The sequence below is a fragment of the Streptomyces sp. TLI_053 genome (genome assembly GCF_900105395.1).
In the GTDB taxonomy this organism is placed as follows: domain Bacteria; phylum Actinomycetota; class Actinomycetes; order Streptomycetales; family Streptomycetaceae; genus Kitasatospora.
In genome coordinates this window covers 9,613,260-9,638,084 of record NZ_LT629775.1, presented here as the reverse complement: position 1 = coordinate 9,638,084, position 24,825 = coordinate 9,613,260, and the positions used below count along the sequence as shown (strand labels likewise).

General features: G+C 70.7%; 21 protein-coding genes. 14 read left to right on the top strand and 7 right to left on the bottom strand.

What is annotated here, in order from left to right:
• The first annotated feature begins 102 nt into the window (after window positions 1-102).
• Window positions 103-525, top strand: a complete 423-nt coding sequence (locus tag BLU95_RS40010; protein WP_093864358.1) for a hypothetical protein — start codon at window positions 103-105, stop codon at window positions 523-525.
• A gap of 113 nt (window positions 526-638) precedes the next feature.
• Window positions 639-1,664, top strand: a complete 1,026-nt coding sequence (locus BLU95_RS40005; RefSeq protein WP_159425242.1) for a hypothetical protein — start codon at window positions 639-641, stop codon at window positions 1,662-1,664.
• Window positions 1,665-2,231: 567 nt separating this feature from the next.
• Here the strand turns inward: BLU95_RS40005 and BLU95_RS43515 are convergent.
• Entirely contained in the window at window positions 2,232-2,924 is a 693-nt protein-coding gene (locus tag BLU95_RS43515; RefSeq protein WP_107452656.1) for a chaplin, read from the bottom strand.
• A gap of 1,080 nt (window positions 2,925-4,004) precedes the next feature.
• Here BLU95_RS43515 and BLU95_RS39980 point away from each other — a divergent pair.
• The 3 genes from BLU95_RS39980 (at window position 4,005) to BLU95_RS39965 (ending at window position 7,697) form a co-directional block, all read left to right on the top strand.
• Entirely contained in the window at window positions 4,005-4,586 is a 582-nt protein-coding gene (locus BLU95_RS39980) for a hypothetical protein (protein ID WP_093864352.1), read from the top strand.
• Entirely contained in the window at window positions 4,579-5,703 is a 1,125-nt protein-coding gene (locus tag BLU95_RS39975) for a DNA glycosylase AlkZ-like family protein (protein WP_159425241.1), read from the top strand. Before BLU95_RS39980 ends, BLU95_RS39975 begins: the two co-directional genes overlap by 8 nt.
• A 962-nt stretch (window positions 5,704-6,665) precedes the next feature.
• Window positions 6,666-7,697 (top strand): hypothetical protein, encoded by a 1,032-nt coding sequence (locus tag BLU95_RS39965; RefSeq protein WP_159425240.1) that lies wholly within the window; start codon window positions 6,666-6,668, stop codon window positions 7,695-7,697.
• Window positions 7,698-7,922: 225 nt separating this feature from the next.
• On the opposite strand, the gene BLU95_RS39960 is transcribed toward BLU95_RS39965, so the two are convergent.
• Window positions 7,923-8,246: a hypothetical protein gene (locus BLU95_RS39960; RefSeq protein ID WP_093864348.1), complete on the bottom strand. Its 324-nt coding sequence runs from the start codon at window positions 8,244-8,246 to the stop codon at window positions 7,923-7,925.
• Window positions 8,247-8,457: 211 nt separating this feature from the next.
• Window positions 8,458-9,357 (bottom strand): ligand-gated ion channel, encoded by a 900-nt coding sequence (locus BLU95_RS39955; protein WP_159425239.1) that lies wholly within the window; start codon window positions 9,355-9,357, stop codon window positions 8,458-8,460.
• A gap of 989 nt (window positions 9,358-10,346) precedes the next feature.
• Between BLU95_RS39955 and BLU95_RS39950 the strand changes: the two genes are divergently transcribed.
• The 3 genes from BLU95_RS39950 to BLU95_RS39940 all read left to right on the top strand — a co-directional run bounded on the left by BLU95_RS39950 (window position 10,347) and on the right by BLU95_RS39940 (window position 13,076).
• Window positions 10,347-11,336 (top strand): family 2 encapsulin nanocompartment cargo protein terpene cyclase, encoded by a 990-nt coding sequence (locus BLU95_RS39950; RefSeq protein ID WP_231978135.1) that lies wholly within the window; start codon window positions 10,347-10,349, stop codon window positions 11,334-11,336.
• A gap of 434 nt (window positions 11,337-11,770) precedes the next feature.
• Entirely contained in the window at window positions 11,771-12,811 is a 1,041-nt protein-coding gene (locus tag BLU95_RS39945) for a hypothetical protein (protein ID WP_093864346.1), read from the top strand.
• 52 nt (window positions 12,812-12,863) lie between these two features.
• Window positions 12,864-13,076 (top strand): hypothetical protein, encoded by a 213-nt coding sequence (locus BLU95_RS39940; protein ID WP_159425238.1) that lies wholly within the window; start codon window positions 12,864-12,866, stop codon window positions 13,074-13,076.
• A gap of 134 nt (window positions 13,077-13,210) precedes the next feature.
• Here BLU95_RS39940 and BLU95_RS39935 read toward each other — a convergent pair whose 3' ends face one another.
• Window positions 13,211-14,104, bottom strand: coding sequence for a geranyl diphosphate 2-C-methyltransferase (locus BLU95_RS39935; RefSeq protein WP_231978134.1), 894 nt, complete (start codon window positions 14,102-14,104; stop codon window positions 13,211-13,213).
• Window positions 14,105-15,310: 1,206 nt separating this feature from the next.
• Here BLU95_RS39935 and BLU95_RS39930 point away from each other — a divergent pair.
• Window positions 15,311-16,027 (top strand): hypothetical protein, encoded by a 717-nt coding sequence (locus BLU95_RS39930; RefSeq protein ID WP_231978133.1) that lies wholly within the window; start codon window positions 15,311-15,313, stop codon window positions 16,025-16,027.
• 842 nt (window positions 16,028-16,869) lie between these two features.
• Here the strand turns inward: BLU95_RS39930 and dxr are convergent.
• From dxr to BLU95_RS39915, 3 genes are all read right to left on the bottom strand, one after another.
• Window positions 16,870-18,105 (bottom strand): 1-deoxy-D-xylulose-5-phosphate reductoisomerase, encoded by a 1,236-nt coding sequence (dxr, locus tag BLU95_RS39925; RefSeq protein ID WP_173862208.1) that lies wholly within the window; start codon window positions 18,103-18,105, stop codon window positions 16,870-16,872.
• A 65-nt stretch (window positions 18,106-18,170) separates the two neighbouring features.
• A complete protein-coding gene (locus BLU95_RS39920; RefSeq protein WP_159425237.1) occupies window positions 18,171-19,541 on the bottom strand; it encodes an NsdA family TPR-like regulatory protein in 1,371 nt (456 codons plus the stop codon).
• A gap of 941 nt (window positions 19,542-20,482) precedes the next feature.
• Complete coding sequence (locus tag BLU95_RS39915) at window positions 20,483-20,758, bottom strand: hypothetical protein (protein ID WP_093864342.1); 276 nt, start codon at window positions 20,756-20,758, stop codon at window positions 20,483-20,485.
• Window positions 20,759-21,306: 548 nt separating this feature from the next.
• Here BLU95_RS39915 and BLU95_RS39910 point away from each other — a divergent pair.
• The 5 genes from BLU95_RS39910 (at window position 21,307) to BLU95_RS45915 (ending at window position 24,407) form a co-directional block, all read left to right on the top strand.
• The gene (locus tag BLU95_RS39910) at window positions 21,307-21,783 is read left to right on the top strand and encodes an RICIN domain-containing protein (protein ID WP_159425236.1); all 477 of its coding nucleotides are present in this window, start codon (window positions 21,307-21,309) and stop codon (window positions 21,781-21,783) included.
• A 427-nt stretch (window positions 21,784-22,210) separates the two neighbouring features.
• Entirely contained in the window at window positions 22,211-22,447 is a 237-nt protein-coding gene (locus BLU95_RS39905) for a hypothetical protein (protein WP_093864340.1), read from the top strand.
• Window positions 22,448-22,659: 212 nt separating this feature from the next.
• The gene (locus tag BLU95_RS39900; protein WP_093864339.1) at window positions 22,660-23,091 is read left to right on the top strand and encodes a ribonuclease domain-containing protein; all 432 of its coding nucleotides are present in this window, start codon (window positions 22,660-22,662) and stop codon (window positions 23,089-23,091) included.
• Entirely contained in the window at window positions 23,037-23,324 is a 288-nt protein-coding gene (locus BLU95_RS45705; protein ID WP_093865465.1) for a barstar family protein, read from the top strand. Before BLU95_RS39900 ends, BLU95_RS45705 begins: the two co-directional genes overlap by 55 nt.
• Window positions 23,325-23,355: 31 nt before the next feature.
• Window positions 23,356-24,407 (top strand): IS630 family transposase gene (locus tag BLU95_RS45915; protein ID WP_502689773.1). Its coding sequence is split into 2 segments (ribosomal slippage): window positions 23,356-23,766 and window positions 23,769-24,407, totalling 1,050 coding nucleotides; the frame shifts between segments, so codons are not numbered across the junction.
• Window positions 24,408-24,825: the final 418 nt, after the last annotated feature.

Here is a 24,825-nt window from a genome sequence, read left to right as displayed (position 1 = left end):
ACCGCGCGTTGGTGCTGCGGGCCGACAAGGACAGCAAGCGCGCCTTCCTGCCGGTGTCCGAGGCCGGCGACCTGGACGGGATCGGCCACCCCGACCTCCCGCGTGGACTGGTCCCGCTGGAGCGTGGTGCTGCTCAAGCCGGACTGCGTGCGCCGCTGCCCGGCCGATCAGGTTCTGGTCCGGCTGGAGCCCACCGCGCGGATCGTCCACCGGCAGCGGGTCCTCGTGGAGGACCGGCAGATCCACGTCCACTACCGGGACCTGGTGGTCGAGCGGGACCTGTTCGAAGTGGACGTGCCCGCCTGCCTGCGCACCACCTACGTCGGGCAGGAGGTGGAAGTTGCACTCGTCCACGCCGATCCGGGCGCCCCGGAGCGGCTGCGCGACCTGTACTGCGTGCGGCCAGGTCGCCCGGTTCGCGCTCCTCCACAGCGGGGCGGCGGCGGTCCGGGCCGGATGCCTGCCGGTTCGAAGCATCTGAGTGAGGCGACAGGTCCGGGTGCGTGTCGACCACGAACTGTCTGACGTGAGGTCGAATACTCGAACGGCCACTGGCACGCCACCATGAGCGCTCACTTTGACCACGCAGGTGCCCGCGCGGTGTCGGCCTCAAATATCTGAAAGAAATGGACAGTCCCATGTCGAACACGCCTGCTCCGGTGCGCCGAGCATGCAGGGTCCTGCTTTCGGCCCTTCCGGTCGTCGTGTCGGTGACCGCGGTCACCACGACGCCCGCGTTCGCCGCCGAGGCGGTCTGTACGGTCGACGGTCAATCGGTCCATGGCTCAACCATCAACGGCACGGACGGCGACAACGAATTCATCTGCAGCGAGATCCCCCGCGGCGCTGTGATCAATGCTCGAGGCGGGAACGACAGGATCACCGTCACAGCCCGGCCGGGCAAGATCGGCAACCGGGGCGAGATCAACGGCGGGACCGGTAACGACACCATCATCGTGCGGGGCGGTGACGGAAACCGTCCCGGCGCCGCCGGCGCTGCCGGTAATACCGGCGAGATCTACGGCGGCAGTGACAGCAGCGACACCATCGTCGTGACGGGGGGCGAAGGAAGGGCCGGGGCGCCCGGCAGTGGCCTCACCTGTCAGAGCGGCGGAAAGGGCGGAGCCGGCAACGACGGGCGCATCAGCGCCCACGGCAGCATCTCCGTGACCGGAGGCGCGGGCGCCCGGGGCGCGGACCGGACGGGGAAGAAGGAGGACTGTGACGGTGGCGACGGCGGCGACGGCAACGCTGACCGCATCATCGGCACAGGCCCCGGCAGCGTCGTGGAAGCCCTCGGGGGAGCCGGCGGACTCGGCATCCAATCCGGAGAGGGCGGCGACGGCGGCAACGGGAACAACGGCCACATCACCATCGAGAACGGCGCCCAGAACAGCATCGCGGTCCGCGCCACCGGCGGACACGGCGGCAACGGCGGCAGCCGCGGGGACACCGGCTACCTCGGCGGCGGAGGCAACGGCGGCAACGGCAACAACAGCAAGATCGACATCGACAAAGCCGGGAAGGGCTACGTGAAGGGCGGCGACGGCGGCAACGGCCAGCCCGCCGGAAAGGGCGGGAAGGGCAACACCCACAAGGGCAGCATCACGGCCCCCGAAGGCTACGAAGCCCCCGGCGGCAACGACGGCGCAAGCACCACCTGACCTCGCAGCGCCCCGACAATCCCGAACCGACCCGGCTGACCCGCTCATCGGGACGGGTGCCGTCACGCTCTGAGACGCCGTTGTCGTAGCGGTCTTGCTGGACGTGGGTCCGACCGGTGCGGATCGGTCGGGTGATTCTGCCGCGTGCCGGACGTGAAGACAGGGCCCCTGGTTCAGCTCGAGGTCGTCGAGACCGTGAGCGCGCCAGGAGGCCCTGTTGCCGCAGTTGTACGCTCTCGCGCCCGTGGGTTCCGACTCGGTTGCTCGTGAGTGCGTGTCTCGCTCACCGGTCCGGGAACGCGGCGGACCGACCGCACAGGCGGCCGAAGCGCCCGTCGGACATGACGGATGCCGAACGGGCCGTGGTCCTCGATGTGTTGCCGGTGCCTCGTGGACACCTGCGGGCTGCTGCTGTCGGTGCTGGTCACCGCGGCTTCTGCCACCGACCGCGACGCGGCCCGGACGCTGCCGGCCCGGCTTCGCGCACGGCACTGGCGCATCACCCCGGTCCGGGCCGACGGCGGCCGCACCGGACCGCTGATCGGCACCCGCGCGGGGCGAGTCGGCTCAGTCGCCGAGGCAGCTGGTGCCGGTTGCCGGGTTCAGCGTGGCCACGAAGTTGAGCGGGCTTCCGCAGACGTTGAGCGGGATGTGGACGGGGATCTGTACCCGGTTGCCGCTGAGAATGTCTCTCCCGCTGTAGACGAGCGCGCCGTGCGTGGAGCCCGCGCGGTTGGCCTTGCCCGAGGCCGCGTGGGGATCGGGCAGGTTCTCTGCGGCGTGGTGGTCCTCGGCGACGTTCAGGTGGCCGGTGTTGTAGTCGTAGACGACGACCTCCTCGTCGGACTCGTTGCTCACCGATCGGATGGCGACGCCGGATCCGGGCGTGAGTCCGACGAACGGTGAGCCATTCGTCCCCCGGAACAGCACGTAGCCTTCGCCCATTTGGTCCAGCTCGGTGAACATCGCCACGGGGTTCTCGTCGGCGAACTGGGCGACAGCCGCATTGACGATGTCGGCGGGACCCCAGGCCGCGATCATGCCCGCCCTGGTCCGCACCTGCAGCCCCATGGCAGCCAACTCGGAGGCGACGCTGCTCACCCGGGCGAGGGCGGCGGCGCTGGGGGCCTGGTCGGCCGCGCGGGCCGGGCCGAGGGCGGCGAGCGGGAGTGAAGCCACGACGAGAGCGGCGATGCCGAGGCGCACGCGGCGGCGTCCCGGCGTCCTGGTGGTGTTGCGGACCTGTGCGGGGTCGGTCATCTTCGACTCCATCCGTGGGAGCGGATGCGACAGAGCCGAAACCGTCACATCCTGTCATTTTATCGACACTTTCCGTGTCTGCGATCGAATGTAACCGGGCCCGCGTGGGGCGGCCACGCGGATGCGAACTGCTGTCCACCGAACAGCCCCCGGGGGGGTTCGCATCCGTCGAGTCCTGCGAGGGCCCCTGCCGAAGCCGTGGGTGCCGACACCCGGGCACAGGGCCACGGCGGTCGCCGAGGCCACAGCGTCGGCGAGGGAGGCGATGGCGACCGGCAGGCTGGCGCCGGTCGGCACGACCGCAGCTGAGTTCGCCTTCCCCTCCGGCGCATTGTCCGGATAGTGGACGTGCCTCCGGGGGTGCCCAAGACCGTTTTTGATCAGCGGTCTTGTTGATTCGTGTGCATGTCAAGGGTCGTATTGAGACGAAGGGGTCGACTGAGTGTGGACCTCTTCCTGTGGTGCCGCTTAGCGTCGCTCAGCAACCCCGCCTGTCGCAGATGGTGACGGGCAGCCCACGGTTGGCGGCAGCGACGTGAGTGTGGAGATCTACTCGACCGACACCGACTCCGGTCAGATCTCGGTCGTCCGAATGAACGGTTCGTCCGAGTACGAGGTGGTGAAGGAGACAGCCGTCGGCAATGCGCGGTGCGGGAGCGTGAAGTTCACCCACGGCGGGCGCGGCTCCGTTTCCACCACGGTGCCCGTGGTGGACCTGGAGTCCCGTACCGGGCCGACCCGGGTCGCCGTCGGACGGGACCCGCGGCACATGGGAATCAGCAAGGACCGCGGCTTCGCCTACGCGTGCGTCCGGGGCTCGGGCTGCATCGCTCGGGGTTCCGGGAGCCGGCGGCCGCGCGATCGCTCAAGGTCAGCTACGGCCCGTGCGGCGCCTCGGTGTTCGACTCGACGAAGGTCGAGTTCGACGCGGGCGAGCTGAACGAGGCGGCCGCCCGGCTCGGCCGGGCCCCGACGGCCGCGAAGTAGACACAGCACACCGATCCGGTGTCCGGCTCCCGGCAGGCCTCCGTCGGCAACGGCCGACGCAGGCCTGCCCACCTGGTGAAAGGTTGAGGGCTCTTGCCCGTCGAGGTTCGTTTCCACCGGCTCCACCCGTGGGCGCTCCCCCCGCGCCGGTTCGAGGTCGACCGGCGGGAGACCCGCGAGCACGCCGAGGTCCTGCGCGAAAGCTTCCGCTTCGTACGCGCGGACCGTCGGCCCGAGCACTGCGCGCCGTGGGTCATGGGACAGGAACCGGGATGGCGGGTGCAAAGCCCCGTCGACGTCTCGCTCACCCCGCTCGACCGGACCGAGCCGAACGGCGCCGACGCACCGGAGGCGGCCGGGCGGGCGGTGAACCGGACCGAGCTGTGGCAGCGGGAGAAGTCGCACCCGGCGGTGGAGAAGACCTCCTGGCTGCACCTGTACCGGTTCAGGACAGAACGCGGCTGGGAGAACACCCTCTTGGCAAACGGAGTCGGCACCGTCGAGTGGTGCCTGGGCTGGTCGGCCCAGGTCCCGCTGCGGCCCACCGCACCCCTCACGCTGAGCCACGGCCGCGAGACCGCCCGCATCGTGCTCCCGCACGCCGACTCCCTCCAGGCCCGCAGCCCCTACGGGGAGCCGGCCCAACCAGGTACCGAGGGGGAGCCGCGTGCTTGAACTGTCCTTGTCCCAGGCCCGGATGATCGCCGTGACGACGCAGGGCCTGCACAGCGGGTCGGCGCCGCCGACCGCCGAGGAGACACTGCGCCGGCTGGGCCGCATCCAGCTCGACACGATCAGCGTGGTCCGACGCTCCCACGAACTCGTTCAGCTGGGGCGAGGCGTCCCGGCCGCGGAGGCCCGTCGGCTCATCGGCGGGGCGGGCGCTCCCGTGCTCTTCGAGTACTGGGCACACGCCGCGTCCCTGATCCCGATCGGCCTGTGGCCGCTGTTCGCCTTCCGGCGTCGGGGCTACGCGGACGACGGATGGACCGGCCCCGTGGTCGACCCCAGCGCCGTCGACCACGTCCGGGCCGTGCTGGCCGAGCGCGACGCGGTCACCATCACCGACCTGGGCGGCGCCCAGGGCAGCGGCAGGGAGCGCTCCTCGGCCGACAAGTGGGCCCTGGAATGGCTCCTGGCCACCGGCGAGGCAGCCGTCGTACGCCGCAGCCGCTGGCAGCGCGTCTACCAGCGGGCCGAACTGGTCGTCCCCGCAGCACTCCTGCACGCCGAGCCGGACGACGCGCACTGCCTGCGCGCACTGGCCGGCCTTGCTCTGCGGGCACTCGGCGTCGCCACCGCAAACGACGTCGCCGACTACTTCCGGCTGCCGCCCCGCAAGGTCACCGCGTGCCTGGCCACGCTGGAGGACGCCGAACCCGTACGCGTGGAAGGCTGGGAAGAGCCCACCTGGATGTCCCGCGAGGCGGCCGGCGCCCCGCCGGCCGACCCGGACCTGTGCACGCCCCTGTCCCCGTTCGACTCCCTCCTCTGGCACCGCCCCCGCATGCGGCGCCTCTTCGGCGTCGAGTACCTGCTGGAGGCGCACAAGCCCGCCGCCAAGCGGGAGTGCGGCTACTTCGGCATGCCGGTCCTCGCCGGGACCACGATCGCCGGACGCATCGCGGTACGCGTCAGCAAGGGCACCGCCGTCGTCGAAGGGCACCAGCTCGCCGACGGCCACGACCCCGCCCACCTGGAACGGGCCCTCGCCATCGCCTGCCGGTGGGGCGGCGCCGACCAAGTGCCCGCCCTCGACCAGCCGCAGCCACCCGGCGGAGCAACCCCGTGAATCCAATGACCCTGTCAAGCCGGGCCGGTGACCTGCTGTGACCGGTTCAGATCCCGGTGGAACCGGCGCGGGCCGAGCGACTCGGCCGCGCCGGAGGGAGCGGGAGCCGGCAGCACCAGGCGCTCGGGGCGAAGCCGGGCCCTGCCCCGGGCCCGGGCAACGCATGGTCACCTCACGGCGGCTCTGCTGCCTGCGCGGTCGCACATCATGTCGCGCGCGACTTTCAGTGATGCGATCATCACGCTGGGCGGCCAGTCAGATACACTCCGACACCGCCTTCCCGACACAGGAGGTTCAGATGCTTTCCATCCGCAAAGCTGCGGCGACGGCCGCCACCCTCGCACTGTGCGGCGCGAGCGCTCTCATTGCCGCCACCCCCGCTCAGGCAGACACCACCATCAGCTGTGACCGGCTCGAGTTGCTGGGGCCACTCCCCGACGGCTCAATTGCTGAGATCACGGGGCGAGGGAACTGCGAGCCCGGCGTCCCGGCCTCCCTGATGCCCGTCAACCTCAAAGACCGACGCACCGGCGCTCGGTTCAGCTGCTCCAGCGCGACCTCCGAACTCGGCGTCGTGATCGGGACACAATGCAGGAGAATCGAAGGATAACGGGCAGCGCGGCATCCGAGTGGGCCTTGCCCTTCCCCGTCCGGAGCTCCAGCGTTGCGGCAGGCGTCACCGCTCGTGCCGCCGACCTGCGCAGCGAACTGTCGGACACCACCACGGCGTCCTGCGCACGATGCACCACCGCCGCGGCGGGTCGCAGTGGGAATTGGCAGGGTCTTTCGGGTGATACGAGGTGCAGGTGGGGGCCTGTCGCCCCGGAAGGGACCGGTCGTGTCCGATACTGCGGGCGCCGGGACCGCGTCCGCTCCCCGGCACCGTCCACACGGAGCCCGGCCGGTGCGGGAAGCCCTGCTTCCGTCCGGAGGCTCCGCAGTCTCCCCGGAAAGGGTTTCCCATGTCGCGCAGAGCAGTGTTCCCCAGCCGTCTCCGCCTCACCGCGATCCTCCCGCTGCTGTCGGCCGTGGCCGCGACGGGCCTCGTCGGCGCGACGCCGGCTCACGCGGCGACCATCACCTGCACGGTCAACGGAGTCCCCGTCAGCGGCTCGACGATCAACGGCACCGAGGGCGACAGCGAGATCATCTGCCCCGCGATCCCCCGTGGGGTCACCGTCAACGGCGGCGGTGGCAACAACACCATCAAGGTCAACGTGGGCGGGGCCCAGTACGAGGTCGGCAACCGGGGCACCATCAACGCCGGACGCGGCGACGACGTGATCATCGTGGTGGGGGGTTCGGGGGCCGCCGACGGTGCCCCGGGCCTGGCCGGGAACACCGGGGAGATCTACGGCGGGGGCGGCAACGAGACCGTGACCGTCATCGGCGGCAACGGCGCGAAGGGCCAGGACTCCCGCCACAGCACCTGGGGCAACTGCGGTGACGGCGGACGGGGGGGCATCGGCAACGACGGGCACATCAGTGCCCACGGCACCATTGCCGTGACCGGCGGCAACGGCGGCAAGGGCGGCGACGCCTCGGGATTCCAGGACTGCGACGGAGGCCACGGCGGCGACGGCAACAACGACCGCATCATCGGCAGCGGCACCGGCAGCACCGTCCGGACGGTCGGGGGCGACGGCGGCGACGGGCAGTCCACCGGCGAGGGCGGCAACGGCGGCCACGGCAACGACGGCCACATCACCATCGACAAGGGCGTCGCCGGCACCGAGGCCGTCCGGGCCCTCGGCGGAAACGGCGGAACCGGCGGACGGACCGGCAACACCTACGGCGGGGGCGGCGGCGAGGGCGCCGACGGCAACAACCGCACGATCGACATCCACACCGCCGGCACCGCCTACGTGCGGGGCGGCAACGGCGGCGACGGCCACCCCGGCGGCACGGGCGGGAAGGGCAACGACGGGACCGTCACCACCGTACCCGCCGGCAACTACCAGGCCCCCGGCGGGACCGACGGCCGCTCCTACTGATTCCGAGCCCGACGCCGGGCTCCGCGCGCACCCTGCCGCCCCGGGCCGCCGACTCCACCGCCCACGGCCGATTCACAGGCGGCAGGGCCGCGCCGGACCCTCAGGGGGCGGGAGGCCGTCCCCGCCTGCTCGATCCTGACGGCGAAGACCGTGTCGTCCGGACGGCCACCCCACCTCGCCCGACCGGACTCGGCCGGCCCTTCACCCGGCAGGGTGGCACAGGAGTCAGTACTGGGTCCTGAAGCTGCCGACGTTCTCGTCCGGCTTGGACATGTGCGGCGGCAGGGGATTGAAGGTGTCCGTCCGACAGTTGCCGTCGGGGAACAGATCGATGGTCCTGTCGGTCCGGTTGATGATCAGGGTGTGGGCACCGAGGCCGCGGTAGCACTGCCGGGGTGCCAGGTTCCGAACATTCTCGATTTCGCCGTTCTTGTTCTCCATGATCACGACGCCGACGACCGCCGAGGCGGACGTGGCGTTGACGAAGGACAGGCCGAGGACACCGGCGGTGACCGCGAGGGCGGCGCGGGAACTGAGGCGCGTGCGCATGACGACTCCCGTAGGCGGTTGGAGGTGGCCGTGTCGAGGGGAGCCCCGCAGGCTTCCCTCGATCCGTTCCCAGGCTCAAGGCCGACGCTCACGGCACAGCCCGGGGATTCACTCGGGGAGCACAGACCGTCGCATCACCCTCCGCCGTCCGTGCGTGGCGGTGAGTCCGTGCCCGCCGGCGCCGAGCCGGCGAAAATCTGCGGTCACCGCACTATCCCGCCCGTGCGGCGAAGTTCCAGACCGTCACCAGGGTGATCACCGTGTATCCCGCCAGCCCGGCCACCGCGACGATGCGGTGCCACCGCTCCGCCTGCGCGGGGCTGCCGCCGTGCACGGTCCAGCGCCAGGAGAGCACCGTGGCGACGACCGCGAGCAGGACGAAAGCGAGCGTGAGCAGATGGAGCCAGTCGATCAGGGTCAGGCCGACCGTGCTGGTCACCACGGTGTTGACCTGCTGCATGTTCAGCATCACCACGAACAGCCCGCCACCGAGGATGCCCATGCGGCTCTGCAGCGAGTCCAGCCGCTCCGCCATTCCCAGCCCCTCCGCGTGGGCGGGCAGCATGAAGGTCGCGGTGACCACGAGCACCATGAGGAACAGGGGCCCGGTGAGCTTCCAGAACACCGTGGGATCGTCCCTCGCCAGATCGATCTCCACCCGGATCCGGCTGTAGGTGCTGGTGGCACCCTGCGACAGCGTGGCGTCACCGAAGTTGGTGGGGAAGTCCTGCTGCGCGGGTGTCACCCGGAAGCCGGTGATGCGCCAGCCGGCCGGGCGGATCTCCTTGTTGTAGGCGGAGTTGGCCGTGTCCGGCAGCATCTCGAACTGCCGGCTCTCCACCGCCGCCGTGACCACGACCTCGATCCGCTGCCGGTCGAAGGGAAACGCCCGCACGTCCCAGGGCTGCCGGAAGGTGCCCTGGAGCAGCATCAGGTCCCGGAACCTCCCCGCTTCCGAGGTCAGCGCGGGATCGCCCTTCTCCGGACTGCTCGCGTTCGTGAACGCGGCCGCGGGCAGCGGGTCCAGCTTCGGATCCGGACAGACGGACCACAGGTACAGCCGCGCGGAGAAGACGCGCTTCGCGGGATCCAGATCATACAGATCCGCCATATACGCGCCGATCTCACAGCTGGGCACGGACGCCGCCTCCGTCGGCGCAGCGTGCGCCGTGGACCGCCCGCCCGATACGGCGCACGAGAACAGCGCGCCCAGACCGGCGATCACCACGACGACGACCGCGGCGACGCGCCGGGGCACGGGCCGCTCCCGGCGCCCCGTCCTCGACCGCCCCGTCCGCGACCGCGCTGCCCGTCCCGCACACTCCTCACCCATATGTCCATTGTTCTTGCCGACGCCCCACGCTCCTTGACGACGCCCCGACGCCCCGACGCCGGCCACGATCCAGGCGCGACGAGGAACGACGTCGCGCCGGCGCTAACGGCGGTGACGGCGGTGACGGCGTAACGACAGCCTCGGGGGGGGAAGGCCCTACAACTCCTCTCTCGGAGGCGGTGGCCAGGGCGGCGAGCAGTCCCACGACGCTGATTCTGTTGTTCCTCCTCCTGCGTTCGGGTGAACCGAGGTCCCGTGCGGGGCTGCCGTACCGTCGACTCGGACGGCTTGAATTCCAGGAAAAAGGATTCGTTCCGAACCCCGGGCCTCGCCGGACCGTTATCGCTCGTCATGTCGGCGACGTGGTACTACTGTGCCCGTCCGATGCCTGCGCGGGTTGCACCTGTGCCGCCTTTTCCATCGCTTTCCCGCAAGGCTATTCATCGCATCGTCCTTGCAGAGTGCCTCGACCAGGGTGCCGACAGTTTCGTTGTTCTGAAGATCGGGATATGACCATGCCTTCTCTCATGACCCGTTGCGTTGCACGGAATCCGGTGCGAGAACTGGCCGATACCGCTGTGGCCCGGGACGCCGCGATCGGTTTCGTCGCCGCCGCAGGGCAGTCCGTGTCAGGCACGCCGGCGGATTTCCCCCCGGCGACGCCGCTGAAGATCAGCCGCAATCCCGTCGGCCCGTCCGGAATCGGACTTTCCGCGTTCACCCCGCCCGGCGCGGCCCGGCGCGGTGCCGACCACCGGACGGGAGGCGTGGGCACCCGGGACGAACGCGGCAGCCGGCCCGCTCTGAAACTGCACTGTCCGCCCGCGCTGCGCGACGATCCCGCCCTCGGCGAGGAGGTCAATGACCGCCTGGTCGCGTGGGCCGAGGAAACCGGGATCTACCGGGGAAGACTGGACGAACTGTGCGCCGCCGGCTTCGGGCGGCTGCTCATGCTCACCCACCCCGACACCGACGACCCCGACCGGCTCCTCGCCGCCGCGAAGTGCGCGCTGGCGGAGTGGGCGACCGACGACTACTACTGCGCCGACGGTGTCGCCGAGTCCGGGGCGACCCCCGAACGGCTGCCGGCCCGGCTCATGGTCGCCGACGCCACCGTCGCACCGGCCCACCTCCCCACCCGGTACGCACCCGGCCTGAACGCGGCGATCGACGACGACCCGGTGCTCACCGCACTCCGCTCCGCCGTCGGCCACATCTCCCGGTACGCCAGCGGGCAGCAGGTCGCTCGGCTGCGCCAGGAACTCGTCCTGCTGTTCTCCGGCTACAACGCCGAAGCCTCCTGGCTGGCGCAGCACCGGCGGCCGCCGGTCTGGGAGTACCTGGCCGGCCGCCAGGTGAACAGCTTCCTACCGTGCATCACCCTGACCGACGCGGTGGGCGGCTACGAACTCCCCATCGCCGAGTACAGCGAGCCCAGGGTGCGGCGGGCGACGGTCATCGCCGCCACCGCCGCGACGCTGGTCAACGACCTGTACTCGATGGGCAAGGAGCAGCAGGCCTCCGGACTCGACCTCAACCTTCCCGCCCTGATCGCCGTGGAGGAGCGGTGCGGTCCGGCCGAGGCCCTGGAGCGCGCCGTCGCCGTCCACGACGAGCTGACCCTCACCTTCGAGGCCGAGGCGGCCGCTCTCAGCGCCACCGGAAGCCCCGCGCTCGGCCGGTACCTGGGCGGCGTGTGGGCCTGGCTCGGCGGGAACCACGCCTGGCACGCGGACAGCCCCCGCTACACGAGCTGACGTCCCCTGCCGGTCCACCACGGATGTCTCCGGCCCGTTACCGTCGACGGTGACTGCCGGCGGTCGGTGCGCGCCGCCGGGATCGCCCGCCCCGCCGGGTGGTGGCTCGGGTTCGGTCCTCGCGGACATGGTCCCAGCGCCCGGCGAGGGCGGGCGTGCGGGGTCGGGGCGGTCAGGCGTGGTGGACCTGGAGTGCGTGGACGTTGTCGTCGCAGCCGTTGAACCCGCGCATGGACGAGACTGCATAGTGAACCGCGTGGCCTTTCCGTGTGATTCCGCGGGCGGGCGGGCGGGTGTCGACCCGGTGGGGGTCCGTGGTGTCCGACACTTCGGGCAACGGGGTCGTCCGGCCCCGGCATCACCGCACGGATCCGGGCCGGCACTGGACCGGCACGGTTCGGCGAGTTCCGGCGCGTCCATCGAGAGGGTTCTTCATGCCGCGCAAGCAAGTGCTCGCGGGCCGTTTTCGGCTCGGGACGGCGATCTCACTGCTGTCGGTGGTCGCGGCGACGAGCGTCGTCGTGGCGACTCCCGCCCACGCCGCCACCGTCACCTGCAGGATCAACGGGTCCGCCGTGACCGGGGCGACGATCAACGGAACCGAGGGCGACGACGAGATCGACTGCCCCGCGATCCCGTACGGCGTCACCGTCCACGGGCGTGGGGGGAACGACACCATCCGCGTCAACGTGGTCGACTCCCGGTTCGAGATCGGCAACCAGGGAGAGGTCAACGGCGGGACCGGAGACGACTTCATCTACGTGCGGGGAGGCTGGGACGGCCTGTTCGGCAGGGCAGGCGCCGACGGGAAGGCCGGGAACACCGGGGAGATCTACGGCGGGGGCGGCAACGACGAGGTGACCGTCGTGGGCGGTGACGGGACGCAGGGCGCGGACGCCGCGGACTCCTTCTTCCGCCGCTGTGGCGACGGCGGGAACGGGGGCATCGGCAACGGCGGGCGCATCAGCGCACACGGCACGATCACCACGCTCGGTGGCGCCGGAGGCAGGGGCGGCAACCCCCAGGGCAGCAACGACTGCGACGGCGGTGACGGGGGCGACGGCAACAACGACCGCGTCATCGGCAGCGGCACCGGCAGCACCGTCCGGGCCGTCGGCGGCGATGGAGCCGACGGGACGTCGACGGGTGAGGGCGGTAACGGCGGGATCGGCAACGACGGCCACATCACCGTCGAACAGGGCGTCGCCGCCACCGAGGCCGTGCGTGCTCTGGGCGGAAACGGAGGCCTCGGCGGCAAGATCGGCACGTCGTACCGCGGCGGTGGCGGCAACGGCGGCGACGGCAACAACCGCCGGATCGACATCCTCGTGGCCGGAACCGGGTACGTGCACGGCGGCAACGGCCGCGACGGACACCCCGGCGGCACGGGCGGCAAGGGCAACGACGGCACCGTCACGACCGTACCCGCAGGACAGTACGAGGCCCCCGGCGGAACCGACGGCCACTCGTCCTGACCCACCCGCGATCCGGCCGGCCGTGGTGGGCCCCCGCGCCGTGGTGCTCGAGGTGAGCGGAAGGACGGAGCTGGTCGCGGTCGCTTCCCGCTCCTGGCGTGGCGGCTGCCTCGGCGAGACCGAGACCCGCACCGGCGCCGCCACCAGCCGCACCGACGACGTGGCCGGCTGGATCCAGCAGGTCCGGGCCGCGGCCCCGAGCTGGAGGACCCAGGCCCCGGGTCCGCTCCGGCGCACGCCTGTTCCCCGGCGTCAAGGGCCGTGAGCACAACCGGGATCAACGTGACACCCGCGTCGTCGTCCTCCCGCGCCTGGGGCGGGGACATTGAGCCGGGGGCGGTGGTCTCCGCAGCTGCGGAGACCACCGTCCGAGGTCACTGCCGGAACGGAATCCTCTGGTCAGATGCGGTCGGCCGCGATGAGCACGTACTGGAAGGAGCCGTCCTTGTGGGACTTGATGAACGCCTCCTCGATGCCGGTCACCAGCGAGGTGGTGTTGCGCAGTTCCCAGTAGGGCAGGGTGTCCGGGGTGAGGTCGATGACGGCGTTCGGCACCAGGCGGTTGTCGGCCATCGCCCGCAGGTACTCGCGGCGGGAGTGGATGTTGCACTCGAAGTGGGCGTTGATCCGGGAGACCCACTTCGACGGCCGGCCGTAGCGGGGGTTCCAGCAGCCGGTGACGGTGACGTAGCGGCCGCCGACGCTGAGCACCCGGGAGTGCTCGGCGAACAGGTCGTGCAGGTCGACGTACATGCTGGACTCGTTGTTCCAGGAGCCCGCGACCGTGCCGGTCCCGACCGGCACGTTCAGCATGTTGGCGACCCGGGAGCGCACGAAGTCGGCGATGCCCAGCTCGGCGGCGCGCTTGTTGCCGAAGTCGGCCTGCTGGGTGGAGAGGGTCATGCCCTCGACCCGGCAGCCGAAGCGCCGGTGGGCCATCACCATCGAGCCGCCGCGGCCGCAGCCCGCGTCGACCAGGGTGCCCGTGGAGGGAATGTCCCCGAGGTGGTCGAGCAGCACGTCGGCCTGGGCGGGCTCCAGACGGTGCAGCTCGGCGATCACCTTCCTCTCCCGCTCGCTGTCGGCCGGGCCGCCGATCGCGGCCAGGTCGATCTCGCCGATGCCGTAGTGGTGGTGGTAGAGGCCGTCGACATCGCCCAGGCGAAGGTTGACCGGGCGCGCCTCGTGGTCCCAGTAGCGGGCGATGTCGCTCTGGTAGGCGGTCGCCGGGCCGGGGATGGCGCTGCTGGGGGTGATGAGGTCGTCGGTCAGGGACATGTGGGTCAACTCCATTGCCTTCAGCGTTGGTTGTCGCGAAGTGGGGATCGCACATCGGTGCGTCACCAGAAGTCGGGCACGGGTGCAGCGGTGGATGTAGCCCGGTGCCAGTAGTCGCCTGGCGGGCAGAGCTCGATCCCGTCCATCGTCCAGGCCTTGATTCCTCAGGTTGAGCGCCTCCCCCGGACCGGTGTCCGGCTCGGCGATCGAGTGGTGGTACGGCCCCGGGACCGGGTCGCCGGCCCCGGGCCTGTCACTCAGTACCGCCGCGGCCGGCGGGTGTTGCTCGGTCGACGTGGTCGCAGGAGGCCGGAGACGGGCGGTGGACGACCGAAGGTCGGGGGTCGTGGACAGTGCGGAATCGAGCTCCTCAGCGCCCATGTTCGGAGTCTGCGGCGTGACCGTGTCCGGATTCGTGGCCTGCGACGTGATCGCAACCCGGAGGCGCCAAGTCCGTTGGGTCCGCCAAGAACCTGATCCGCCGTCGATACGTTCACGAGGTCGTGGTTCGGACCCCGGCGCACCCGGGCCGGGTGTGCGATCTGGGGCGCTGGGGCATGAGGGTTCCTCGGCGGGCGTGAATTGATGACCAGTCATATGCTTTGCGGTGTCGCCGTCTTACCGTCGATCGGCCAGGACGGTGCGGCTTCTCAGCGTAAACGGAAGTGCTGCTCCGGATCGCGGTGTGCGGGCTACCTCACCCGACAGGACGAACGCTCCGCCGGCCACGCCGGTCGTGCGTCTGCCACCCTCGGGCAGGTACTCGCTCTCGCACTTCGCCCAAGCCACCGACACCGGCAGCAAGACGGCTATCGCCGCCAGAACTCCCACTACGACGACAACCCGGGGCACTCGCAGCAATGCTGCTCCGCTTCGACGGCCGACTCGCCGACCACCCAGCGGCAGCCATCGAGGAGCTGCGCCACAGAGTTGTGGACGTGTCGGTGCGTCTCGGTCCGCTCGGTGTACCGGAATTCCTGATGGCCGGCAGGATATTGATCCTGTCGACGCCGGCGGACGTCGGCAAGTCCCACAATCGGATTTATACCGCCCGTTTTTCTTTTGCAAGGACTGTCAGACGCCCTCTGGCAGTCGTATGTGCTCGTCCTGTTTAATTCAGGCGTTGGCCGCCGATCCGGCGGTTCGAAGCTGCCGTCGTGCCTCTGATCCGCCGACCGGGGGAGCACATGGGCGGGCGGCCGAACCAGGAGGATGCCACCGATGCGACGCCACAGCCGATTGCGCGCCTTGTTCCTGGCCCTGACCGCCACCTGCGCCACTGTCGTGGCCTGGCCCGCCCAGGCGCAGGCCGCGCCCAGCGCCATCGGCGCGCCTTCTGCGGCTGCCGATACCGTCGGGCCCGTCCAGCTGCGGTACACGGGCAGCGGCAGCGGGCCTCTCAACATCGCCCAGCGGGCGGCGACCGAGGAGGCGCTGTCCAAGGCCGCCGCGACCGGCTTCAACGCTTCCCAGTGCCGACTCACCAACGGCGTGGACCACGCCCAGGTCGGGAACTACTGGTTCTCGGTCAGGGAGTACACCTGCGTCGGGGAACCGGCCGTGGCCGCACCCCGTCTGAACCTCTACCGCTACTTCAAGCCTTACAAGGACCATGTCAGCAGCGTCTGGCACGTCCCCGACGGCTACAACCGCGAAGGCAGCCTGGGACTCCTCCACACCGCCCCGGCTCCGGGTACCGGCCCCCTGTACCTGTGCGTCGTCCGTGGGGACAACTTCCTCTCACGCGATGTCAACTGCGAGGGTCAGCAGTACGTGACCCGGCTCGGCTGGATCTACGACGCCCCGCCCGCAGGCGTGGCGAGCGTGCCGGTCTACCGCTGCCTGGTCAACGGCGTCCGGGAGCTGTTCGAGTCCAATGACCCGAACTGCGAAGGCCAGATCATCGGTGGGCCCCACGGCTACGCACTCCTCGGCTGAGCCTTGGTGAGGCGAGCTCGGAGTGGGGGGTTCGCCCTTTGCGGTCCCGCGTCCAGCAGATCTGTCCAGCGCGTGACGCCGGCCGCTCTTTGAGTGAAATCGGCCTCAAGCAGGCTCCGCAGACACATACATCTATTTTTGCGGGGGGGGGTGCTGCACAACCCCCACGGGGCCTTCTGTGATTGGACACAGGTGGGCCCCTCCCGAAAGAGGGGGCCCACGAAAGTGCTTCCGCCAGTAGGTCAGGGTGATGCAGCCAGGGCGACCGGCTTCCCCTGGAGTCCCATCCCAGTCAGAGTTGACTGCGCCAACGTCTGCACGTTGACCGCTCGGGGACGAGACGGCTGCGCACGGACGGTTCCCCCCTTGGTCGAACGGCCGGGTGGGCGGCGCCGGCGGAACCGGGTTGCCAGGTTGCCGGTGGCGCCCACCCGCATGCTGCTACAACTGGTCCGGGCCCGTGGACCGTCGCGGCGTTGAGGCACACGACCGGCACCGGACACCGTCGGTCAGCACGGCCTGACCCGCGGAAGCCCACCGGCGAGACGCGCGCCGGACACCGGGCTCCCGCCCCCCACGCTGAGCAGGAGTACCCGCTGACCAGCCCCGGCTTCCCGCCCTATGCCTTCACCACGCCCGCGCCCTTGGTCGACGGTGATCACCGGGGTTGCCGAGAGCCGTCGCCGACAGCCTCAGCAGGTCCTGGCTCGGCGAATCGGCCGTCATCTTGCTGTACAGCCCCCTTGCCGCCGCCCAGCAGAGCGATCGCGCCGAAGCAGAGCTGCGGCGCAGGCGGGGCCCGGCAGTCCGCCAGGCTGGGGGGCGAGCGCGGCAGGCCGCGTTCAAGCCGTGGAGATGGTCCTGGCCCGTTCGCGGGCCCAGCTCTCTGCTGACAGGACGTCCTCGACGGTCAGCGAGGCTCCGTTTGTCGGTGTCCTGTGTTCGGAGCAGACCTTGGCCACCGTGTCCACGATCTCCGTGAACGCGAGCCTGCCCTGCATGAACGCCTCGACACACTCCTCGTTGGCCGCGTTGAATACGGCCGGCGCGGTCCCGCCGAGCTCGCCGGCCTCGCGGGCCAGGCCGACGGAGGGGAAGGCTTCGGTGTCGAGAGGGAGGAACTCCCAGCTCGTGGCCTTGGTCCAGTCACAGCCCGGCGCCGCGTCCGGCACGCGGTCGGGCCAGCTGATGCCCAAGGAGATCGGCATCCGCATGTCCGGCGGACTGGCCTGGGCGATGGTGGAGCCGTCGACGAATTCCACCATCGAGTGGACGATCGACTGCGGGTGGACGACGACCTCGATCTGCTCGAAGGGGATGTCGTAGAGCAGGTGTGCTTCGATCACCTCCAAGCCCTTGTTGACAAGGGTGGCTGAGTTGATGGTGATCACCGGCCCCATCGCCCAGTTGGGGTGAGTCAGCGCTTGCTCGGGAGTGACGCCCGCAAGCCTGTCCCGGCTCCACCCCCTGAACGGCCCTCCGCTGGCGGTCACCACCAGCTTGCGGACCTCCTTGCGGGTTCCGGCCATCAGGGCCTGGAACAGCGCGGTGTGCTCGGAGTCGATCGGTACGATCTGCCCCGGCTTTGCGATCGCCTTGACCAGCGGGCCGCCGACGATCAGCGATTCCTTGTTGGCCAGTACCAGCACCCGCCCCGCGCGCAGCGCGGCCAGCGTCGGTGCCAGGCCGATCGAGCCGGTGATGCCGTTCAGGACGGAGTGGCACTCCATACCTGCCAACTGCGTCGCTGCGTCCGGACCGGCCAGGATCTCCGGCAACTGCCTGCCGGTGGGGGAGGCAGCTGCCAGCGCCGTGTGCAGTGGTCCGGCCGCATCCGCACGGGCGACCGCAACGACTGCGACGCCGAGCCGGATCGCCTGCTCGGCGAGCAGCTCGATCCGCTCGCCCCCGGCCGAGAGCCCGACTACCCGGAAGCGGTCCGGGTTGCGCAGTACGACGTCGATGGCTTGGGTCCCGACGGAGCCTGTGGATCCGAGGATCACCAGCTCCCTGGGGCAGTCGGGGCCGGCCGTGACCGTCGGCTCGAAGCACAAGTGCGGGCTGGCGAGGAGAGTCACATCAATCCTTTGTCATGCCTGGTGAGGTGCGGTGGGCGAGCTCGAGGGCGAGCCGGGGCCGCTCCTCAGCCGGTGGCGCGCCGCGGCGCGGGGCGCCCGGTAAGGAGGTCCAGGACCTCCTGTACGGAGGGTCTGTCTGCGTGGGGGGTGAGGAGGTCCCGGAACCGGTCGGCGACTCCCGGCGGCAGGATGCCGGCGCGCTCGACGGCGTGGCGGGCGGTGGCTGCGGCTTCCTCGAGTCGGTCGGCGGCCAACTGGGCTTCCACGACCAGGCACAGGTCGATGACCGAATAGGGGGTCGGGGGCCGGTGCGAGGGCGTGCCGTCACCCGTCAGAGCGTCGAAGCAGGACAGTGCACGCATCGGCTGCCCCAGGTGCAGCCAGGTGGTGCCGCGCGAGAGGGCGAGGTATCCCTCGTCGATGCTGGCGCCCGTGGGGTCGGCTTCCGGGTCCCACGTCCGAGGGCTCGCGGCGAAGGCGCGTTCGGCGTGTTCCAGGGATCTCATGCTGGTGGTGGGTTCGCGGAGCCGAGCGAGGGCGAGGGCCCGATGGGTGTGCAGGAGGACGGCCAGTCGGGGGGTGGGGCGGGGGACGATGGTGCGGGCGGCCCGGAGCAGGGAGAGCACGTCTTCGGGGTGACCGCGGCGATGGTGCCTGAAGCAGAGCTGTGTGAGGAAGGCGGCGACGTGGCGGGAGGCCCCCGCGGCGGCGGCGGCGCTGATCGCCGCCAGGTTGTAGCGCTCGGTCCGGGCGTCCTCTCCCAGGGTGTAGCTCGTCCAGGTGCACAGTGTGGCGGTGCGGGCGGAGAGCAGGAGCAGCCGCGTGCCGGTGGCGCGGTCGTATCCGCCGCGGGTCAGGAGGTCGCCGATCAAGTGGTGTTCGGTGCGCGCGGCCAGGTGGAGGGCGTCCGGGGAGACGGGGGTGCCGGTCTCCAGTTCCTCGAGGGCGCGGATGCGGGCCTCGGCCCAGGAGAGTGTTTCGGGGGCGATGCGGGGGCCATCGCGCTCCGGCGGGAGGGAGCCGCTGTCAAGGGCTGCCACGGCGCCGCGGATCAGGGCGCCGAGGGAGGCACCGGTGGCGATCGGGCCGGAGCTGCGACTCCCTGTCGTGTCTGCGGCGAACCGTGAGAGGGCCATGGCACCGCGCGGGCTCCACGGCTGCTGGAGGAGGTGGTGGTCGCCTGTGGCGACCATGAGCCACTGCGGCCAGCCCAGGCGGAGCACGAGGTCGTTGTCCACCTGGTGGATGCGGGCGATGGCGAGTTGGGCGCTGAACTCCGGGGCGATTCGGCCGGATTCCCAGCGGGACACCTTCTCCCGGCGTGCGGCCATCTGTCCGTGTCCGAGCTCCGCGTGCGTGCGCGCTATCAGTTGCGCGTACGCGGTCTGCGAGAGGCCGGTCGAGGCTCTCAGCGCGGTAAGGGGGTGTGTTGCCATCTCGGTCCGTCGGGTCTGTCTGCCGAGCGCCTCAAAAGTGGGTCGGCATTGAGCAAATTGTTCACAAAGACTGGTGAACCTAGCGCCTGGTCTCCGGGGCGTCAACGCGAAGAGGCACTACCGGAGGCACCCCCGTCTGTCTCGCGTTCCTCGGAGGCAGTGAGCTTCCACCCAGTCGGGCGTTTCCTGCCCCGTGCCGACGCGGACCCGCACGCCGCAGAGTTCTCATGGAGGAAAGCCCGCATTCCTGGCCCAGCCCTTGGTAGAACAGGGACGGTCCGAACGGGGGCAGGATTGCGTCTGGTCAATCTCCGCCACACGGGCGAGCGCGAAGCAGGACCCTGGCTGCGAGGGGAAGCGGTGCGTCGGTACTGCCGACGATGTCCTCGACCGTCCGCGACGAGGCGAGCCCGGTCGGCGGGCCGACTCGCTGGAATCGGGCTGAGCCGAACGGGCGCTGGCCAGGATCATGTGGGAGAGGTGGGAATAGCACACAGTCGGAACAACCCCCTCCCGCCAGTAGTCCTGGGCCTGCGATAGGGCTGCCCTCCGGTCTGCCGGCTCGCGGACTGTCGGCGGGCGAGCGAGCGGGCGAGCGGGCGAGCGGGCTGCACGAGGGTGACCTCGATGGCGATCGCGCCCAGGGCTTCCCGTTCCCGAGCGCAGGCGCCCGACCGGCTCGACGGGCAGGTCGCGCAGCAGATGGGCCGGGCGCGTCACGTCGTGGCCCGCGTCCATCACGGCCAGGACGTCCCGGTTCCCGGGCTCACCGGATCGGGCGACGCGAATCCACAGCCCCGGCCGGCCGGGGCTGTGGATTCGGTGCTGCCGGGGCCTGACGGAACCGGTCGGACGTCGGGGCGCCCGCCCCCGCGCAACGTGGACGCGGATCACGTCCCAGGCCCGGGACTTCGGTGCGACAGCCGGCGACGAGTCGGGCGTCAGCCGTGGAAGATCGTGATCTGGAGAACGGCGTCGTCGAAGTCCGCGTCCGGCCCGGGGAGCGGCAGGTCGAACGTCTTCAAGTGGCCGTGTGGCGAGACGAGGGTGGCCCTGTTGCAACCGTTGCAACCCTTGATCGAGGAGACACCGCGAGCCCTGTCGGGGTCGTTGAGAATCGCCCGGCCTGACCGTTCGCTTCGGCGGACGTGTGCGGCGACCAGGTGAGCGACTACGGCGGCCTGGCCGTCCCGCCCGGACGCCGCCTTCACGGGCACGGCCACCACCTACCCCCACGGCAACACCCCGGCCATGCCGATCGCCCCGTCGGGGCAGGCGTCAACATGTTCCGCGCCGAGGTCGCCGCGGCGTCAACACCGAACCTCACCCTCACGGACAACTTCACCGTCGAGATCGGCACCGACGGTCAGGGCCGCGTCGCCTTCGCGACGCCGCAGCGCAGAGCCTTCAGCGAAGGCATCCCGTGCCACTCCGGATCCAGCCGCGTCACACAGATCTCCCGAATCCTCGCCGGTGCCGGCTGGAGGCGGCCGAGTTCGAGGTGTCCCGCGCCTGACCCTCTCCCCCAGGTGCGGGGAGACCGCCTTCGAAAGCAACACCGAGGGTGTTCGAGGGGCGCGTGCAACTCGGTCAGCGCTCAGCGTTCGCCGGTTGGGTCGCGGAAAGCACGGCACTGGGCCGTGCGGGGCCGGGTGGTGCGTGCGATAGGGGGACGGTCTGGGGTGGGATGCTCGGGTGGTGCCCTGGGCCGGGTATGTCCTGGCGCGGCCGATGCGCGGCCGCGTTGACCGGAGGGATCCCAGTGATGCGCCGTAAGTTCCTGTTCACCGCCGCCGCGGCCGCCGCCGTGTTCGCCCTGACCGCCACGACGCCGGCCTCGGCCACCGTCCCGCTGCCGGGCAGCACGGTGCGGCTGAAGCAGTACATGTCCGACCGCTGCCTGGAGAACGCCGGCGGCATCTCGGTCTCCACCAGCCTGTGCAACGCGCTGGAGAAGGACCAGCAGTGGAAGTGGACCCTGCTGGCCCAGGGCGGCCCGGTGACGTACACCAACCGGGCCAGTGGGCAGTGTCTGGACAGCGACGCGGACGGAACCGTTCACACCAGCCCCTGCACCGCGGGTGCCGCCTCCCAGCAGTGGAACTACCAGGAGGTGCAGGACGGCGCGTTCCAGCTCCAGGACGTCGGCACCGGCCTGTGCCTGATGGGCCAGGTCACCGGCGACGTGTTCACCGCCCCCTGCCAGAGCGTCGGCACGTGGGTACCCGCCCTGGCCCTCTGACCGGTCCCGTTTTCGGGCGGGTGGCCCGTCCCCGGAACCGGGACGCTGTTGGCCAATTCCGCCCCGCTGGACCTTGTCCAGCGGGGCGGAGTGTCGTGAAGCGGCTGGTGCGGGTGGGGGCTCGGCGTTGGCCGGTGAGGTGGGCATCGAAGCGGGCGAGGTTGATGGCGGCGCCGGTGAGCTGATGTTGGAGGCTGGTCTTGACCCAAGACGGGGAGGTTTAGGTTCGCCGTCGGCGTGTCCGATCGATGGCAGTGGTGCCCTCGATGGTGATCTTCGCGTTCTGGACCGGGATGCTCTTCCTGGTCATGTTGTAGGCAAACGTCGAGATCGGGCGCTTGACCCGGCGGGGTTGGATCCTGGTCTGGCGGTGTGCGGGGGAGAGTTCGCGGGGATGAAGGATGGCCCGGCAGGTTGCGGGCGCGGCTTGGCCGCCGCCTCGCGGGGTGATGCCGGTGCCGGTGATCACCCCGCGAGGCGGCGGCCCAGCGCCCGGCTCGAATGCAGCCTCCTGTTCTGCGCCGACGCCGAGTTCAGCGGCGGTTCGTGCGACTGGGCCACCCGCGACTACGACTCGGTCCCGCTGGAGGAGGGCGAGGTGCTGCGGATCGTGGCCTTCACGCCCTTCGCCTACCAGGGCGACCCCTCCCGCCGTCCGGCCTGACCGCCCCCAAACCCCGACCCCACCAACCGATCCTTCCACGCCACCCCACCTCCACCGGTCCCCGCCGGGGCCTTGGCGGGGCCTCCGCAGGTGGTGGGGGTGCCGCCCGGACGGGTGGGGGGTGGGGTGGGTGCGGCGTGGCCCGGCGGGTGTTCGGCGGCTGAGTGGTACCCCTTCTGTGTACACACCGCCGCACCGAATCGGGAACCCCCATGACCCTCCGCCGTCTAGCCCAGGCCGCGCTCGTCCTCGCCCTGGCCTGTCCGCTCGCCCCCGCCGCTCCCGCGCTGGCCGCCGCTCCGGCCGTCCGGGCGGTCATCCAACCCCCGCTCCCCGTCGAGGACTTCCCGGGGCAGGTCGAACGGGCCTGCCGCATCTGGCGGGGCATCGGGTGGCCCACCAACTTCCGCCCGGTCAACTTCAAGATTTCGGGCCCGGCGTACATCCGGGGCAGCGGCCCGTACCACAACCGCAGCGGGGACCTCCCGTCCGGCGGCGACTACCACGAGTACGACGTCAACCCCCACCCGACGCCCATCATCCTCCCGGCCGCCGAGCGCCTGGTCCGCGACGACAACACCGAGCGGACCTGGTACACCAACGACCACTACGCCAACTTCCGCGAGATCGCCGAAGGCTGCTGACGTGCCCGTGGCTTCCGGCCCCCCGCCCAGGTCCGGCCCGGTGGGACCTCCTGCCGGGCCGGACCTGGGCGGGCTTCGCCACCGGCGCGGACCGGCTCCGCCTCGTCCGGGGCGCGAACTGCCGGACCGCGGCCGCCCTGTTCGCCGAGTGGGCGCGGACGCTGGCGTTCCCCGGCTACTTCGGCCACAACTGGCCGTTACTGACCTTGAAGTCGTCTTGTCGTGGGGGCTGACGGTTGGTGATCGTCGCGGTATGCCGGGTGTATGAGGTATCCGCAGGGTGGGGGTCTGAGCGCGGAGCGGCAAGCGTTTCGCGAGCGGATCAGGATGGAAGCAGTCACCATGTTCGCCGAGGGGCGGGGAAACCCGGACATCGCGAAGGAGTTACGGGTCGGCGTGCGGTCCGTCCAGCGGTGGCGCCGGTCCTGGCGCAAGTGCGGTCGGGACGCGGTTCGTTCCCGTGGACCGGTATCCCTGCCGAAGCTGAGCGACACACTGTTCGCCGTGCTCGAAGAAGAACTGGCCAGGGGCCCGCTCGCTCACGGCCGGCCGGACCAACGGTGGACGCCGGCCAGGATCAAGACGCTGTCGGGCATCTCCCAGATGCTGCGGCGCCGAGGCTGGAGCCATCAGGTCCCGGCCCGTCGAGCCGTCGAGCGTGACGGGACAGCGGTGGCCGGCTGGGTGAAGGAGGCGTGGCCGCACCTGGAACCACCGCGGCGGCGCTCGGGGCCCGAGTCGTCTTCGAGGACGAAGCCGGGTCCTCGATGACGCCGCCGACCTCCCGCACCTGGGGAAAGCGCGGATCCACCCCGGTTGTCCGGGTGAGGGGCCGTTCCCAGCGCCGGTTCTCCACAGCCGCCCTGTGCTGTTACAGAGCCGGCGAACGCTCCCGCCTGATCCACCGGCCCAAACGGCACACGGACCACAGGAGCGGCGGCCGTCAAAGCTTCGCCCGGACCGAGTACCGAGACCTCATCATCGCAGCCCACCAGCAGTTGAACGGTCCGATCGTCCTCGTCCGGGACAACTTGAACGTCCATAAGGACCGCCGGATGCGGGCCTTCGTCGACGCACAGGACTGGGTCACCGCCTACCACCTGCCGCCCTACGCACCCGACCTCAACCCGGTGGAAGGCATCTGGTCGGTACTCCGTCGGACCACCCACGCCAACGCCGCCTTCACCGACCCCGACCACCTCATCCGGCGACTGCGACATGGTCTTCGCCAGATCCAATATCGCAGCGGCATCATCGACGGATGCCTCACCGGGACTGGTCTCACAATGGCGACACCACGACTTCAAGGTCAGTAGACGGGAAGGGCGACACCACGACGCTTCCCACGTTCACCACCATCCGGTTGTCGAGTGAGCCGCCCAGCTGTACCCCGGGCAGCTTCGCCGTGCCTACGCCACAGGCTTTCAGCACGGCCTCCCCGCCGGCGCACCTGTCCGGCTCCGGAGACGCCCCCGCGCGATTCACGGGGGTCGAGCACTGCTTCCCGGCCCCGATCCGCCAGGTCGGAGCCGGTTCAAGTGTTACGGGGCTTCAGGCGCTGGTTCCTCTCGTACGGCGTCTCGTCTCCCTTGCCGGGCCCGCACCGTCTGGCAGTGCCGATGCGTCCCGTCGTTGACAGGGCTGCTTGCCGCCCTTCCGCGCGTCTCCGCGGTCAGGCTGCCCTCAGCTTCGCCAGTCTGCTACGACAGACCAGCGGCAAGGGTCTCTCACCCT